The organism is Pedobacter sp. R-06, assembly GCF_049913135.1.
In the GTDB taxonomy this organism is placed as follows: Bacteria; Bacteroidota; Bacteroidia; order Sphingobacteriales; family Sphingobacteriaceae; genus Pedobacter.
In genome coordinates, this window is record NZ_CP183977.1 from 2156508 (window position 1) to 2172122 (window position 15615).

Annotated in this window: 14 protein-coding genes; 5 read left to right on the top strand and 9 right to left on the bottom strand. The window is 37.9% G+C overall.

Translation table 11 applies throughout. The features are described 5' to 3' along the window. Positions 1–21 precede the first annotated feature (21 nt). A complete protein-coding gene (locus ACN9MR_RS08840; protein WP_255497442.1) occupies positions 22–144 on the top strand; it encodes a hypothetical protein in 123 nt (40 codons plus the stop codon). On the opposite strand, the gene ACN9MR_RS08845 is transcribed toward ACN9MR_RS08840, so the two are convergent. Both ACN9MR_RS08845 and ACN9MR_RS08850 read right to left on the bottom strand, forming a co-directional pair. Further along, a complete protein-coding gene (locus tag ACN9MR_RS08845; protein ID WP_426329250.1) occupies positions 128–2035 on the bottom strand; it encodes a DUF3857 domain-containing transglutaminase family protein in 1908 nt (635 codons plus the stop codon). The two genes, ACN9MR_RS08840 and ACN9MR_RS08845, sit on opposite strands and share 17 nt — an antisense overlap. Continuing rightward, positions 2036–4009, bottom strand: coding sequence for a transglutaminase domain-containing protein (locus ACN9MR_RS08850; RefSeq protein WP_426329252.1), 1974 nt, complete (start codon positions 4007–4009; stop codon positions 2036–2038). A gap of 183 nt (positions 4010–4192) precedes the next feature. Between ACN9MR_RS08850 and ACN9MR_RS08855 the strand changes: the two genes are divergently transcribed. Further along, the gene (locus tag ACN9MR_RS08855; RefSeq protein ID WP_426329254.1) at positions 4193–5146 is read left to right on the top strand and encodes an exonuclease domain-containing protein; all 954 of its coding nucleotides are present in this window, start codon (positions 4193–4195) and stop codon (positions 5144–5146) included. A gap of 90 nt (positions 5147–5236) precedes the next feature. Next, entirely contained in the window at positions 5237–7096 is a 1860-nt protein-coding gene (locus ACN9MR_RS08860) for a M1 family metallopeptidase (protein ID WP_426329255.1), read from the top strand. Positions 7097–7280: 184 nt separating this feature from the next. Here the strand turns inward: ACN9MR_RS08860 and queG are convergent, their stop codons facing one another. Further along, positions 7281–8216 (bottom strand): tRNA epoxyqueuosine(34) reductase QueG, encoded by a 936-nt coding sequence (gene queG, locus ACN9MR_RS08865; RefSeq protein ID WP_426330221.1) that lies wholly within the window; start codon positions 8214–8216, stop codon positions 7281–7283. Positions 8217–8352: 136 nt separating this feature from the next. On the opposite strand from queG, the gene ACN9MR_RS08870 reads away from it, so the two are divergent. After that, positions 8353–8559 carry a hypothetical protein gene (locus tag ACN9MR_RS08870; protein ID WP_086545979.1) on the top strand — a complete coding sequence of 69 codons (207 nt, stop codon included), beginning with the start codon at positions 8353–8355 and terminating at the stop codon, positions 8557–8559. Between the two features lie 63 nt (positions 8560–8622). Here the strand turns inward: ACN9MR_RS08870 and ACN9MR_RS08875 are convergent, their stop codons facing one another. From ACN9MR_RS08875 to pdxH, 4 genes are all read right to left on the bottom strand, one after another. Next, on the bottom strand, positions 8623–10131 hold the full coding sequence (locus tag ACN9MR_RS08875) for a bifunctional GNAT family N-acetyltransferase/carbon-nitrogen hydrolase family protein (protein WP_057935233.1): 1509 nt from the start codon (positions 10129–10131) through the stop codon (positions 8623–8625). A gap of 246 nt (positions 10132–10377) precedes the next feature. Then, positions 10378–11400 (bottom strand): Holliday junction branch migration DNA helicase RuvB, encoded by a 1023-nt coding sequence (ruvB, locus tag ACN9MR_RS08880; protein WP_121283333.1) that lies wholly within the window; start codon positions 11398–11400, stop codon positions 10378–10380. 31 nt (positions 11401–11431) lie between these two features. Then, positions 11432–12325, bottom strand: a complete 894-nt coding sequence (locus tag ACN9MR_RS08885) for a 3-hydroxyacyl-CoA dehydrogenase family protein (RefSeq protein ID WP_426329257.1) — start codon at positions 12323–12325, stop codon at positions 11432–11434. Between the two features lie 94 nt (positions 12326–12419). Further along, positions 12420–13070, bottom strand: coding sequence for a pyridoxamine 5'-phosphate oxidase (pdxH, locus tag ACN9MR_RS08890; protein WP_426329259.1), 651 nt, complete (start codon positions 13068–13070; stop codon positions 12420–12422). A 46-nt stretch (positions 13071–13116) separates the two neighbouring features. On the opposite strand from pdxH, the gene ACN9MR_RS08895 reads away from it, so the two are divergent. Then, complete coding sequence (locus ACN9MR_RS08895) at positions 13117–13680, top strand: YqgE/AlgH family protein (protein ID WP_426329261.1); 564 nt, start codon at positions 13117–13119, stop codon at positions 13678–13680. A 148-nt stretch (positions 13681–13828) separates the two neighbouring features. On the opposite strand, the gene purE is transcribed toward ACN9MR_RS08895, so the two are convergent. After that, positions 13829–14353: a 5-(carboxyamino)imidazole ribonucleotide mutase gene (gene purE, locus ACN9MR_RS08900; RefSeq protein ID WP_426329263.1), complete on the bottom strand. Its 525-nt coding sequence runs from the start codon at positions 14351–14353 to the stop codon at positions 13829–13831. 97 nt (positions 14354–14450) lie between these two features. After that, positions 14451–15590, bottom strand: a complete 1140-nt coding sequence (locus ACN9MR_RS08905; protein ID WP_426329265.1) for a 5-(carboxyamino)imidazole ribonucleotide synthase — start codon at positions 15588–15590, stop codon at positions 14451–14453. Positions 15591–15615 lie beyond the last annotated feature (25 nt).

Genomic DNA, 15615 nt, shown 5'->3' on the forward strand with positions numbered 1-15615 from the left:
TTGCCACATAACGAACATAAAATGCCAAACGAAGAAAATGATTACTCTTTCTGGACCAAGTACAAAAAATTTGCATCAACAGAAATTTTAATGTACCTGATCATGATTATCGGTATTGGCCTCGGGATTATTTTTTTAAGCTAAGTGCTAATTTTAAATAATCTGCAGAATTTATATCATTAATGAATTTCGAAAACTCATTATACTGCGCTGCAGGAAATGTACCATCGTTTAGTATAAATTTCCGGTAATAGGTTAGTTTGTTACCTACTAAGCTTGCCTTACATACATATTCCCCAAAAGGAGTTTTAAAAGCTTTGTCTTGTCCAGTAATCAGTTCCGTAATTACATTGTCTGGCAAGGTATAAATGATGGTATCTTCATCTGTATATCCCCGGTTAATGTAAACAGGATGTGTTCTATTTTTTATCTCAGGAATTGACCTCCTCAAATTAAAGGCGTTGAGCTGTAAAAACATTTTATTTCCATTAACAGGGGCGTAATTTCTGATATTAATGCTCACTTCTTCCGTTAATTTGGGCGATATGTCTTTTTTCTGCGCAAAGGAAACTGCTTCGAAATCAATATTGTCAATGTTGTATGCTTCCTTTAATAGTTTATACTGTTCGGTTATTGATTTACCAATCAATGATTCCTGATTTTCGTATTGTGAGCCAGCGTAAACAGTATTCATCTTCCCAGATACACTGCCGTCTAACTGAAGCGTTAAATCGGCCTTACGTATCTGTAAGTTCTCAGCAGTTGTTAGTTTTGGTGTATGCAATAGTTTTCCTCCTTCAGTAGTACAGGCCAATACTAATCTATCATCCGTAAAGTCGCTTAAAAACCCAAAGGGTATTTTTTGGCTGGTGCATTCTAACCAGGTTGTATCACCTTTTAATGGCATACATAAAATAATATGATTGCCCTGTACCATACTGGCGTATTTCGGGTCCATACTTTTCTTTTCAGAACCAGCCGATACTACGCAGTAATAAGAATCTATATTTGCTGCACTGAGCAGGCTTTGCATATAGTTTACTAAAGCTTTACAATCACCATAACCCAACCGATCAACTTCACTGGCTGCAATCGGCTGAAAACCGCCAATACCAATTTGCACGCTGATGTACCTTGTTTTGTCTTGTAAATACTGATAGATCTTACGCGCTTTATCCTTGTCTGTTTTTTCGTTTTTTACAAGATCTTTTACCATTTCGATGGTGGCAGGTGGCAGGGCTTTGCGTTCTGCTAACAAATCGTCATAAATCCATTTGCCGAGCTCTTTCCAGTTGGTGTAACTGCCCTTATGGTTGTAATAATAAAACGCTTGCGGGGCAATCTGGATGTTGGTTGCATAAGTTTCGTGTGCCGGGCTATAGGGTTCAGTTTTAGACGCCAGGATATTATTTGCCTTCCAGATCGTTTTTTTCTGCTTCTCATCAGCTAGTACTTCTGGTGTTCCGCTATAATTCTGGGTTTTTATTCTTACCTGATCTGCTGGCTTACAAATAAAGGTATAAGTACTTTTCTCTACCGAAACATCATCTGCTGGTTTCGGACTCCAATCGGGTATAATCAGATTTTGCTTATTTCTAATTTCATAATTGTAAACTACGGTGTAAGGATACTCGTTTACCGATGGCAGATAGTGTTTTACGCGGCTATCAACAAATAAGGAAAACCCATCGGCCGCGCTCATATCGGCAAAATCATTCTGCGAAAACTTGTTGGTAAGTTTGCCAACGCTATTGTAAACTTCCCCTTTTATCCCTTTAATCGAAATATTTTTATCGTAATAGAGTACCAAACGTGCTTCGTCCTCTCCATTTTGGTTAAATACCGTAATGGCCTTTTTTACATTGAGTAGTACGTTATCGGGCGAGCGCATATCAATGGTTGTTTCTTCGTTCCTGATACAGGCGTTAGCCCGGTTGCGCAGGTTGGCGGGAATTAAATCAACATCATAGTTGTCTTGAGCAAAGCCAACAACAGAAGCTAAAAGCAGGGGAAATATGGTGAATAAGAATCTCATTTAATTCGCCTTTTTTAATAAAAATTCTGTTTTTTGGTTTTGGATGATCTTGCTGTAGAATTCCTTTAAGAATAGATACTCTTCTGGCTGATAAATAGCGTTGTTAAACTGTAAAATCTGACTCATCGAAATGGTGTTTCCATCTAAACCTGTTTGCAATAAATACTTTCCACCAGCATTGGGTAAAGCTATTGCCATATCTTTTGGTTTTTCTAGCAATTGATATTTTTCTGGTAAAAGTACATTGATGATGATCCGTTCGTCAGAAGCTGCGCCCAAATCAACTGGGTAGGTACGTTCGTTTAAATTAAACGGATTTTTTGAAATAGTATTAATAAAAAATGGGCTAAAATAAAACTGATCTTTATTGGTGCCATCGTTTATGGTAAACTCTACCTCGTATTTTTCTATTAAAGAATTTTCTACACTATCCAGGTTCGAAATTTGATGGTCCAGTATCTTAATTCTGGTTAAACGTTCATCAAGCTTCTCTACATACTCATCTGGCGAATTGTATCGAAGAATATCTTTACGTTTGCTATAAGCAGCGTAACCCATGGTATGTGTAGTTAAAGTGCCAATAATTTTTCCTTCAGAAGTCATTTTTCCCATAAGGATATAACTGGTAGTTGTTTTCTGACTGGCTTTTAAATCGATCCAGTAAGATGGTTTCTTTAAGTTGATTACCCTGCCTTGATCGTTAATACACCGAAGTGGTAACAATCCGAAAGGTAGAAGTGGTTCAGTAGCATCCAATAAATAACTTTTATCGGCAAGATTTACTTTAGCAACCAGGTAATTAAAATCACTCATTACCGGATAAAGTTTGTTTACTGTTCCATTATCACGGGTGGAAAGGATAACAGCTTCTGCGTCTAAACCAGCTGCAGAAAGTGCCGCAATTAGACTTAGATTAATATCTGCCACATTGCCCGACCTGTTTTCTAAAGCCTTTTTAATGTTATCTTCTGCATATTTTCCGTAATAATTATTCCACTTGATCTGTTTTTTGATGTAATTATAAACAGCTTTTGCTTTATCTAAATCGGTAGTACTTCCTTTCGTAATTTCTGGAATGAGGTCTTTAAAAACATCTTTCCTTTTCATCTGATCGCCCAAGGTTTTATATGATGATAGTTCATAATCAATATCTTTCCAGGTTTTTGTATAAGATGTTTTTCCTCCATTCAAATTCTGTACATCCGAAAGCTCAAAATAAATGGCCGATTTAAAGTTACTGGGAGCGGTCATATTATCTTCTTCAATAAATGCCGGAATGTTTTTCATCATGTAGTTGATTTTTGAGCAATCGATAGCTACACCTGAAAGCCTTAAACACTCTTTGCTTAATTCTACTTTTTGATCCGTCAGTTTTTGAAATCCGCGTAAAGAAACATTGTAATTATAAATGCCTGGAATGTAAACCAAATATTCGCTAATTACCTTTGGAATATCACCTTGAAATTCCCATGTTTTGAAATTAAATAAGTTGGGCGATTTTAACCTATAACTATATTCAATTACAGAGCCTTCTTTGAGGTTTGGAAGCGTAAACTTGGTTAGTCTGGTGTATTTTGATCGGTTTTCAGTGAAAACAGCCTTTCTGTCCATCATGGTTTCTACAAAATTATTGTTTGCATAATTAAAAGTAGAAGCTTTTAAATCACTGATCGTTTCTTCGCGGGATTCGTCTTTATAGGTTGGAATAACAATATTAGCTTCCTTAAAGCCTTCTTTATTATAGATTTTGATTTTTACATGGTGTTCAAAAATCAGCTCTAAACTGCCTGTATTGTCGTCGCGCTGAATTGATGCCGTACCAAATTCTTTTAATACAATAGCATTGGCATTGCTGTCTAACTTTTTTCTGTCGAATTCGTAATCATCGTAAGTGATTGCGCCAAAGTTAAAGTTTTGAGCATGAGTAGTTAACGATAAAATTAGGAGGAATAGTATGGCTAATGTCTTATTCATTTGAGCGTATATAAATTGTCGCAATTTAATCCTACAAACTAACATTCTGAAATAATTTGACAATTAAATTTATAAATTAATAAAGCTGTTTTACAGAACTAATGAAACCTTTTTAGCACTTTTGAAAAAAAGAATTTGACATTCCGATTCAAATCTAATGTCGCCAATCTCACATCATAAGAAATGAAATTAAATTTAAAGCGCCCTTTAGCATTTTTTGATTTAGAAGCTACTGGAGTTAATGTTGGAGCTGACAGGATCGTTGAAATAGCGATTTTAAAAGCCATGCCAGATGGTTCTGAACTTGTTAAAACCTGGCGCGTAAATCCAGAAATGCCGATTCCTTTGCAAACTTCCTTAATACACGGTATTTATGATGAAGACATTGTAAATGAGCCTACCTTTAAAACTTTGGCAGCAGAAATTGCTGAATTTATTGGCGAAAGTGATCTGGCGGGATACAATTCGAATAAATTTGATATTCCGATGCTTTTAGAAGAATTTTTAAGGGCTGAGGTAGATTTTGATATGAGCAACCGCAAGTTTGTTGATGTACAGAATATATTCCACCAAATGGAGCAACGCACCTTAAAAGCGGCTTATAAATTCTATTGTCAGGAAGATTTAATTAACGCACATGCTGCAGAGGCGGATGTAATTGCTACCTATAAAGTTTTACTTGGACAATTAGAAATGTACAAGGAAACCGAGTTTGAAAATAAACAAGGTGTAAAAAGTATTCCAGTTGTAAATGATGTAGATGCACTCCATATTTTTACCAATATTAATAAACCTGTAGATTTTGCCGGTAGATTGGTTTATAATGATAATGATGAAGTGTGTTTCAATTTCGGTAAACATAAAGGTAAAACAATAGCTCAGGTATTTTCTGTAGAACCTAGTTATTATGCCTGGATGAAAAATGGCGATTTCCCATTGTATACGAAGAAGAAATTAGACGAGGAGTGGGCAAAGTTCAATGCAAAGAAAAACGAAAACAAAACGGCTAGACCTCAAAATAATGCACCAGCAAATAAACCTCAATATCAACAGAAACCTCAGCCGAAGCCAGAAAAACCTGCACAACCGATTAATACCGATATGCTGGAGCAATTGAAAATGAAGTTTGGTAAATAGAAATTATTGGTTAATTGGTTTTTGTTACATTGCTTTTGCTTAAATTAAATCAAACGCTAAACGCCTTGCGCTAAGCCCTATGCTCAGAAAATGAAATCTATAAAAATATTTAGCTTTTTATTGTGTACAGCATTTTACGCTGGCGCGCAAACTACTTTACCAATAGCACCTGAATTTCAAAAAACCTATCAAAAGGAAACGAGAAATACAGACGGAAAGCCCGGGAAAAATTATTGGCAAAACACTTCAAAATACGATCTTAATGTAGATTTTAATCCAATCAGCAGGCTGTTAAAAGGTAAGGTTCAGGTAACTTATACCAATAATAGTCCTGATACGCTTAAGGAAATATGGTTTAAACTTTATCCCAATCTGTACAAAAAAGGAACACCGAGAAAATCTAAATTGGCAGAGTCTGATTTGGGTGATGGGGTTGCTATTGAGAAACTGGCAGCAAACGGAAAGTCAATCACTGATTTTAAAATTGATGGAACCAACATGACGGTGAATGTTCCAGCGGTTTTGCCTGGAAAAACGATTAGCTTTTCCATTGATTATAGTTATACTTTAAATAAAGGATCTCATATGCGTACAGGTCAGGTAGATGAAGGTTCTCATTTTGTGGCTTATTTTTTTCCGCGGATTGCGGTTTATGATGATGTAGATGGATGGAATAAATTCCCTTACACAGGAGCTGAAGAGTTTTATAACGATTTTGATCAGTTTAATGCTTCAATTACAGTTCCAGGTGGTTATGGAGTTTGGGCAACAGGCGATCTGAAAAACCCTTCAGAAGTTTTCCAGAAAGATATTGTTTCTAGAATGTTATCTGCCGAAAAAAATGATGCTGTAATTGATGTGATTACCGACAAAGATTTAGCCGATAAAAAAGTAACTCAGCCTAATGCTTTTAATACCTTTAAATTCGAAGCTAAAAATGTTACCGATTTTGTATTTGCCTTAAGCGATCATTATTTGTGGAAATCGAGCAGTTTAGTAGTTGATCCTAAAACAAAAAGGAGAACGCGTGTGGATGCTGTTTTTAACCCGAAACATAAAGATTATTACGAAGTGATCGATTTTGCCCGTAAAACGGTTGAAGCCATGAGTTATACTTTTCCTAAATGGCCTTTTCCATACAATCATGAAACGATATTTGATGGTTTAGACCAAATGGAATACCCAATGATGGTGAACGATAATCCCGTTGATAATCGCACAGATGCCATTACCTTAACCGACCATGAAATTTTTCATACTATGTTTCCCTTTTACATGGGGATAAATGAAACTAAATATGGCTGGATGGACGAAGGCTGGGCCACAATAGGCGAGTGGTTGATTTCTCCAATGATTGATTCTACCATTGTTGATGAATACGGCGTACAACCTACAGCTTCGTCTTCTGGTGGTAAAGATGATACTCCAATAATGACTTTAACGCCTGATTTAAAAGGATCAGGATCTTTTACCAATTCGTACCCTAAACCAGGTTTGGCTTATTTATTTGTTAAAGATTATCTTGGAGATGAACTGTTTACCAAAGCTTTGCATACTTATATTAAAAACTGGAATGGTAAGCACCCAATGCCTTATGATTTCTTTAACAGCATAAACGAGGGAAGCGGTAAAAATTTAAACTGGTTTTGGAAGGCATGGTTTTTTGAAGACGGTGTTACCGATATGGCTATTAAAGCTGTCGACAAAACATCAGTTGGATATACAATTACCATTGAGAACAAAAGCGTTAAACCTTTACCAATCGATTTATCCTTGATTTATGAAGATGGTTCTGTCGAAAATAACCATAGTACCATTGGTATTTGGGAAAAAGGGGATAAGCAAGTGAAAATAAATGTAGAAACAAGCAAGAAGTTATCAAAAGTGGTGATGGGAAATCCGCACACGCCTGATAAAGTGAAAAGCGATAATAGTTTTTCGTTGAATTAGATGAATACCGAGGAAGTCAAGTTGGACGATCGCCCAAAAAACTTGACTTCCTTAACATAGATAAGTTTTATGGCGATCGTCATCCTGAATTCATTTCAGGATCTATTTAACTTAATTCTTGATGATGGATGCTGAAATAAATTCAGCATGACGCCCGTATTAATTCATGAACCTATAAATACACTTATTCAGGTTTCAGAAAATCGATATTTCTTTTCAATCCGGTAAATTTAGTGCGCTTAACTGCCGATCCTTTAAATACCTTTTTAAAAACATCATCCGTAATTTCAATCAGGTCTTTTGCGTTCAAATCCAGTAATCCATTCTCGGGCCTAAAGGCTTCCTCATTGTGAGCTTTAGAGAACCGGTTCCATGGGCAAACATCCTGACAGATATCACAGCCAAACATCCAGTTGCTCATTTTATCTTTAAACTCATTCGGGATTTCATTTTTGAGCTCAATGGTAAGATAGGAGATGCATTTCGTTCCATCAACAACTTGTGGTGCAATAATGGCATTAGTGGGGCAGGCATCTAAACAGCGGGTGCAAGTTCCACAATAATCGGCCTGGTAAGGATGGTCATAATCCAGCTCCAGATCAACAATCAACTCTGCAAGAAAGAAAAAGGAACCATCAGTTTTACTGATCAGATTAGAATTTTTACCAATCCAGCCAATTCCCGATTTCTTGGCCCATGCACGGTCTAAAACCGGAGCCGAATCTACAAATGCCCTTCCAGAAACTTCTCCAATATTTTCTTCAATAAAATGAGTGAGTTCTTTTAGTTTATCTTTTATTACAGTATGGTAATCCCGTCCGTAAGCATACTTAGAGATTTTCGGTGCATTGGGGTCTGATTGTTTTTCTTCTGTATAATAATTTAGCGATAGGGAAATTACCGATTTGGCACCATCAACCAGTAACCTGGGGTCTAGGCGCTTATCGAAATAATTTTCCATGTATTTCATTTCGCCATGATGGTTCTGGTTTAGCCAGTTTTCCAATCTGGGCGCTTCTTCTTCAAGAAATTCAGCTTTTGAAATGCCACAGGCCATAAAGCCCAAACGTATGGCTTCATCTTTGATTAATTGGCTATATTTTGCAGAATTATTGTACACCGATCTGCAAAGATAAGGCTTAGGATTTAAAACATTTTCATTAATCACTTGTTCTAAATATAGAAACTAAATTAATTGATTGGTTCATCCTGATTGGAATAACACTAAGAAAGGAAGAACTTTTAGAGTATTAGCTATGGAAAATATAGATCCACAACATACGGAATCAGGAGCAGCTCCTAAACCGATCGAAAAAGATTACGAAAGTCATAAAGAAGATCCAGGGCCAGCAAAGCCAGCGGTAACTGAGAAAGATGAAAACGGTGGCGGGCAAGCTTTGAAATGGGTATTGCCACTAGCAGTGATTATTGGCCTGATTATATGGTTTGTGATGAGAAAATAATTAGCTTTAGATTAAAAATGAAAATGCCGGTACATTAATTTGACCGGCATTTTTTATGGGTATTTATTTTAACAATTTAACCTGATAAAGATCTTTCCGCCTGTCTTTTAACACCTTTACCGTTCCATAATGGTGCAGCTCGTCTAGCAAATGCAAGTCAACATCGACTACCAACACCATTTCGGTATTTGGTGTGGCCTCAGCTTTTATGGCATTGGTTGGGAAAGCAAAATCAGAAGGTGTAAAAACCGCCGATTGTGCAAACTGGATATCCATGTTATTTACCTTCGGTAAATTACCCACACAGCCAGCAATGGCCACATAACATTCATTTTCTATCGCCCGGGCCTGAGCACAATGACGAACACGTGTATAACCATTCTGGGTATCGGTTAGGAATGGCACAAATAAAATCTGCATCCCCTGATCGGCATAAATGCGGCTCAATTCAGGGAATTCTACATCGTAACAGATCAAGATGCCCACTTTACCGCAATCGGTATCAAATACCTGTACTTTATCGCCACCGATCATACCATAATATTTCTGCTCATTCGGTGTAATGTGGATTTTTCTGTACTCATCTATTTTACCGGTACGGTGACAAAGGTAAGTGGCATTATAAAGTTTACCATCCTCAATAAGTGGCATACTCCCTGTAATGATGTTAGTATTGTAGCTTAATGAGTACTCGTGCATTTTTTGTACGATCTCTTCTGTTTTTTCTGCGAGTTTACGCATGGCCTCAATCTCTGGTAAGTGATTATAAGGTTGCAGTAAGGGCGTGTTAAATAGTTCAGGGAACATCACAAAATCTGATTTATAACCACTTAGCGCATCAACAAAAAACTCTACCTGCTCATAAAATGCGTCCATATTGGGGAATAAACGCATTTCCCATTGTACTAAACCTAAACGTATGGTCATTGCAGAACGTGCCGAAGCATCGATACCCTGGTAATAAATATTATTCCACTCAATTAAGGTGGCATATTCTTTTGATTCTTTATCGCCTGGTAAGTAATTCTTTAATACTTTCCTTACGTGGAAATCATTAGAGATCTGAAAAGTAAGCGTAGGATCGTAAATTTCTTTTGCTTTTACCTTGTCTATATACTGCCGCGGACTCAGCTGCTCTGCATATTGGTGGTACCCTGGAATTCTACCACCGGCAATAATGCTTTTTAGGTTTAGGCTTTCGCAGAGTTCTTTACGAGCCTCATATAACCTTCTTCCCAAGCGCAAACCGCGAAAGTCTGGGTGTACGAAAATTTCGATTCCATAAAGTGTATCGCCGTTGGGATCATGTGTTGTAAAAGAATAATCACCAGTGATCAACTTGTAGGTATGCCGATCTCCATATTCGTCGTACTCTACAATAATGGCAAGGGAACAGGCCACAACCTTATCATCAACTGCGATGCAAAGCTGACCCTCGGGAAAAATATTTAGAAGTTTTGCAATACTTGATTTTGGCCAGATGGAACCGCCCATACTGTCGTAGGCCTGGAGCATTGATTCTTTAAGATCTGCGTAATCTTCGAGCGTTAGTTTACGTAATTCAATATTCATAATGTTTGATTTCTATTTGATGAACACCAAAAGGACTTAAATGTTCAGATAGATTATATATTTCTTTGAAGATCCTGAAACAAGTTCAGGAGGACGAACGAAAAAGATTGCTTCGTTCTTTGCAATGACGGAAAGTGGCGCACCATATCGACCTCAGTGGAGAGATCTTTAAACACAACGATACTAGATTTCTCCATTCCGTTGCACTTCAGTCGAAATGACGATTTGGCAAGAAACAATCTTGTATTAAAACAACTTCCCGGTTTGGCCCGGATAATTCTTCTTTAAATGCTTGTAAGCCGCTTCGGTAACTTCTCTACCACGTGAAGTACGCATAATGTAGCCTTCCTGGATTAAAAATGGTTCATAAACCTCTTCAATAGTACCTTCATCTTCTCCAACAGCTGTCGCAATGGTTTTTAAACCCACAGGGCCGCCTTTAAATTTATCGATAATGGTAACCAGAATCCTGTTGTCCATTTCATCTAAGCCATGTTCATCTACATTCAGTGCATTTAAAGCGTAGCGGGCTATTTCGGTATCGATATTTCCATTTCCTTTAATCTGTGCAAAATCTCTTGTCCTCCGTAAAAGTGCATTGGCGATACGGGGCGTTCCGCGGCTACGTCTTGCAATTTCGTATGCACCTTCATCACTGATCGGCGTTTTTAGTATATCTGAAGAGCGTAGCACAATTGTAGTGAGCAATTTAGCATCATAATAAGCCAAACGGGCATTGATGCCAAAACGTGCCCTTAAAGGGGCTGTTAATAGTCCGGAGCGGGTAGTCGCACCAACCAACGTAAAAGGATTAAGCGATATCTGTACCGAACGGGCATTGGGGCCAGTTTCGAGCATGATGTCAATTTTGAAATCCTCCATGGCAGAGTATAGGTATTCTTCTACCAGCGGCGATAAACGATGGATTTCATCAATAAAAAGAATATCACCTTCATCCAAGCCAGTTAATAATCCGGCTAAATCGCCAGGTTTATCTAAAACAGGACCAGAAGTTACCTTAATGCCAGTAGCCATTTCATTGGCTATGATATGAGAAAGTGTAGTTTTGCCCAATCCCGGAGGACCATGCAAAAGAACATGATCTAAAGCCTCGCCACGGAGTTTCGCCGCCTGAACAAAAATCTTCAGGTTTTCCATCACTTTTTCCTGCCCCGTAAAATCTTCAAAAGCCTGCGGCCTTAATACCCTTTCAATATCGCGATCGGTAGGGGTTAGGTTGCTTGCTTCAGGATCCAGATTCTCATTCATACAGCAAATATAAAATTAAATGCTAAAAAAATTAGGATTTTTTAAATTTATCAGAAACTACAAGATCTTTTGATCCGGCAGTATATTTATAAAAACCTTCTCCAGTTTTTGCGCCTTTTTTACCTGCAGCCACCATGTTTACCAATAATGGACATGGCGCATATTTAGGATTGCCAAAACCATCATTCAAAACTTTTAATATCGCCAGACAAACATCTAAACCTATAAAATCTGCCAACTGTAATGGGCCCATCGGGTGTGCCATTCCAAGTTTCATTACCGTATCAATTTCGTAAACACCAGCAACGCCCTCATATAAGGTATAAATGGCTTCGTTAATCATCGGCATTAAAATGCGGTTGGCCACAAAACCAGGATAATCATTCACCTCAACAGGGGCTTTCTCCAGACTTTGTGATAGCGACATAATGGTACTGGTTGTTTCATCACTAGTGGCATAACCACGGATTACTTCTACCAGTTTCATTACCGGGACAGGGTTCATAAAATGCATCCCAATTACCTTGTCGCCTCTGCCAGTTACCGCCGCAATCTGGGTAATGGAAATAGAAGATGTATTGGAAGCCAGAATCGCATGCGTAGGGGCATGTTCATCTAAATCTTTAAAAATCTTCAGTTTTAGGTCTACATTTTCGGTAGCTGCTTCTACAACTAAATCGGCATTTTGAACGCCATCTTTTGTTGAGGTATATGTAGTGATGTTATCGAGAGTGGCCGCTTTCTGATCTGCTGTTAATGTGCCTTTGGCAACCTGCCTGTCTAAATTTTTGGTAATGGTTTGTATGGCCCTATCCAATGCAGCTTGATTAATATCAATCAGGTTGACTTGATAATTGAATTGTGCAAAGGTATGAGCGATACCATTTCCCATCGTGCCAGATCCTATAACTGCGATTTGTTTCATCTTAAGAGATTAAAAAAAGAGAATTTAATAGTAAATGATTAGTTAAAATAGAGATCTTATTGGATAGTCCGATCTCTATTTACTTTATATTAAGCTATGGTGCCAATCTGGTTTTAATCCACATTCCCTTAACCTTTTCGAAATTTATCCTATCGTGTAGCCTGCTGTTTCTTCCTTGCCAGAACTCGATTCTAGTTGGTTTTACAATATAACCGCCCCAGTGTGCAGGCTTTGCAATACCTTTATCTGTACTTTTAGCCTTTAATTCATCAAATTTTTCTTCTAAAAACGCCCTATTCGGAATAACCTGGCTCTGTGGAGAAGCTACCGCTCCAATCTGACTATCAATCGGTCTGGTATTGAAATATTCCTCAGAAGTTTCCTTGTCTAGTTTTTCTACCGTTCCTTCAATTCTTACCTGTCTTTCTAATTCAGGCCAGAAAAATACTAAAGCTGCGTATGGATTGCGTTTAAGCTCTTTTCCTTTAGCACTTAAGTAATTCGTAAAGAACCTAAATCCATCTGTATCAACACCCTTAAGTAAAACGATACGGGCATCGGGTCTGCCGGCTTTATCAGCTGTAGCCAAAGTCATTACATTGGGTTCGTATATCTGCGCATCAACAGCATGCTGAAACCATTTTTTAAATTGGATTATAGGGTCTTGATCAACGTCAGATTCATCCAGCGAAGCGCTTTTGTAATCTTGGCGCAGGTTTTGTAGAAATTCATTTGTAACTTGCATTTAACAAAAATAGACATCTTTTACGGTGTAACAAATGATTATCATCATGCTGAACAATATAAAACCAAAAACAGGCCGCTTGCTCATCTCAGAACCTTTTATGGCCGATCCGAATTTTAAAAGATCTGTGGTGCTGTTAACCGAACATGGCGATGATGGCACTGTAGGTTATATCCTGAACCAGGTAGGAAATCTGATTTTAAATGATGTGATCCCGGATTTGTGGGATGCAAAAAACTACATTTATTTTGGTGGACCAGTTGCAGCTGATACCTTGCATTTCATCCATCGAAGTTATGATAAATTACAAAGCGGTGAGCCCATCGGGAATGGATTGTATTGGGGTGGCAATTTCGAAACACTTAAAATCCTCCTAAACACCAATGCTATAAGCGCTGATGAAGTGAAATTTTTTATGGGCTATTCTGGTTGGGATAATGGACAGCTTGATCGCGAAATAGAGCAGAATGCCTGGATGGTGAGCGATATTTTTAATCCTGATCTCATTTTTAGTAACGATGATGAAAAGCTTTGGAGGGATGTAGTTGTAAACCTAGGCCCAAAATATGCGCATATAAGTAATTTCCCAGTTGATCCGAGTTTGAACTGATCCGTTTATAATTTTATATAAAGTTTCGTCATCTCGACTGAAACGCAGTGAAATGGAGAGATCTATCTGGAATATCCCTTTAGCTAGATTTCTCGACTCCATTGCACTCCGCTCGAAATGACGAACCTTTGAGTTTAGTTATCGTCGTTTAAGCCTCAAGACTATCAGCGCTTTCCTCAACTTTTCTTCTCAACTCATCTTTATAAGCCTGCATTTTAACCGTTAAGGATTCATTGGCTGTGGCTAAAATCTGCGTAGCTAGTAAACCTGCATTCTTAGCTGCATTTAAAGCCACTGTAGCAACCGGAATACCATTTGGCATTTGTAAAATAGATAAAATGCTATCCCAGCCATCAATAGAGTTTGATGATTTAACCGGAACACCGATTACTGGTAGTGTGGTAATAGAAGCAACCATTCCTGGTAAATGGGCAGCGCCACCGGCACCGGCTATAATTACCTTTAGGCCACGGCCTTGTGCTTCTTTAGCATAATTGAACATACGTTCTGGTGTTCTGTGGGCAGAAACAACCGTAATTTCATAGTTTATTCCAAATTCTTTTAATACATCAGCAGCATCTTGCATAACAGGTAAATCTGATTTGCTACCCATGATAATTCCAACTAATGCCCCTAAATCCCCTGAAGGGGACTTTGAATTTCCAGCGTTCATATATATCGTTTAGTCTTTGTTTATATTTTATATTGTTCTTTTAAGCTTTTGGCATCTCGACCTTGCTATTAGTTCCCCCTTCAGGGGGCTAGGGGGCCTATGCCACTACCTTTAGTGTTTTTTGTACAAAACGTGCTTTTTCTATGGCTTTTTCTCTATCGATATCCACAATGGTTACATGGCCCATCTTGCGGAAAGGTTTAGTATATTTTTTGCCATACAAGTGAACGAAAACACCGTCGATGGCTAATATTTTCTCCAGATTTTCATATTTGGCCACACCTTCAAATCCTTTTTCGCCAAGAAGATTGATCATAATGGCATTGGTGATACTCGTGGTATCGCCAAGTGGCAAATTATAAATAGAGCGTAAATGTTGCTCAAATTGAGAAACATAATTGCCTTCAATAGTTTGGTGACCGCTATTATGCGGACGAGGGGCAACCTCGTTAACCAGCAACTCTCCATCTTTGCAAACAAACATTTCTACCGCTAAAATCCCGGTGATGTTCATTGCTGAGGCAATATTTTTAGCAATGTTTTCTGCTTTTTGTTGCAAGCTTTCGGCAAACGTAGATGGGGAGATTAAAAATTCAACCAAATTGGCCTCTGGATTAAATTCCATTTCTACCATCGGGAAAGTTTTCATATCGCCATTGGCGTTACGGGCAACAATTACTGCAACTTCCTTTTCAAAATCAACCAGCTTTTCGATAATACATGGCGCATCAAAAGCTTTATCCAGATCGGCAGCACTGTTGATTTTCATCACACCTTTACCATCGTAACCGTCTTTTCTCAATTTTAAAATATATGGAAAAGGGATATTACTGTTCTCCATATCTTCCTTCGTATTTACAATCTGGAAAGGAGAGGTTGGGATATCGTTTTCTTTGAAAAACTGTTTTTGCACACCTTTATCCTGGATTAAACGGATTACCCTCGATTGTGGGAATACCTTTTTACCTTCTTTTTCAAGCTGTTCAAGCGCATCGATATTTACTTTTTCAATTTCAATGGTAATGATGTCGGCTTTCTTTCCAAAGTTGTACACGGTATCAAAATCGGTAATTGAGCCGTTTTCGAAATAATTAGAAATGTGTTTGCAGGGGGCATCAGGATCCGGGTCTAAAACTAATGTAGTTACATTATAATTGATTGCTTGTTGAATGAGCATTCTGCCCAATTGTCCGCCACCTAAAATACCTAATTTTAATTCGCTAATCTGTTTTGCCATGCGCTTGAAAATAATGCTACTTTTG

What these genes read in the sequence shown, in the direction of transcription:
- ACN9MR_RS08840 (WP_255497442.1), top strand. Translation starts at nt 22, where the DNA reads ATGCCAAACGAAGAAAATGATTACTCTTTCTGGACCAAGTACAAAAAA.
- ACN9MR_RS08845 (WP_426329250.1), bottom strand. Translation starts at nt 2,035, where the DNA reads ATGAGATTCTTATTCACCATATTTCCCCTGCTTTTAGCTTCTGTTGTT.
- ACN9MR_RS08850 (WP_426329252.1), bottom strand. Translation starts at nt 4,009, where the DNA reads ATGAATAAGACATTAGCCATACTATTCCTCCTAATTTTATCGTTAACT.
- ACN9MR_RS08855 (WP_426329254.1), top strand. Translation starts at nt 4,193, where the DNA reads ATGAAATTAAATTTAAAGCGCCCTTTAGCATTTTTTGATTTAGAAGCT.
- ACN9MR_RS08860 (WP_426329255.1), top strand. Translation starts at nt 5,237, where the DNA reads ATGAAATCTATAAAAATATTTAGCTTTTTATTGTGTACAGCATTTTAC.
- ACN9MR_RS08870 (WP_086545979.1), top strand. Translation starts at nt 8,353, where the DNA reads ATGGAAAATATAGATCCACAACATACGGAATCAGGAGCAGCTCCTAAA.
- ACN9MR_RS08875 (WP_057935233.1), bottom strand. Translation starts at nt 10,131, where the DNA reads ATGAATATTGAATTACGTAAACTAACGCTCGAAGATTACGCAGATCTT.
- ruvB (WP_121283333.1), bottom strand. Translation starts at nt 11,400, where the DNA reads ATGAATGAGAATCTGGATCCTGAAGCAAGCAACCTAACCCCTACCGAT.
- ACN9MR_RS08885 (WP_426329257.1), bottom strand. Translation starts at nt 12,325, where the DNA reads ATGAAACAAATCGCAGTTATAGGATCTGGCACGATGGGAAATGGTATC.
- pdxH (WP_426329259.1), bottom strand. Translation starts at nt 13,070, where the DNA reads ATGCAAGTTACAAATGAATTTCTACAAAACCTGCGCCAAGATTACAAA.
- ACN9MR_RS08895 (WP_426329261.1), top strand. Translation starts at nt 13,117, where the DNA reads ATGCTGAACAATATAAAACCAAAAACAGGCCGCTTGCTCATCTCAGAA.
- purE (WP_426329263.1), bottom strand. Translation starts at nt 14,353, where the DNA reads ATGAACGCTGGAAATTCAAAGTCCCCTTCAGGGGATTTAGGGGCATTA.
- ACN9MR_RS08905 (WP_426329265.1), bottom strand. Translation starts at nt 15,590, where the DNA reads ATGGCAAAACAGATTAGCGAATTAAAATTAGGTATTTTAGGTGGCGGA.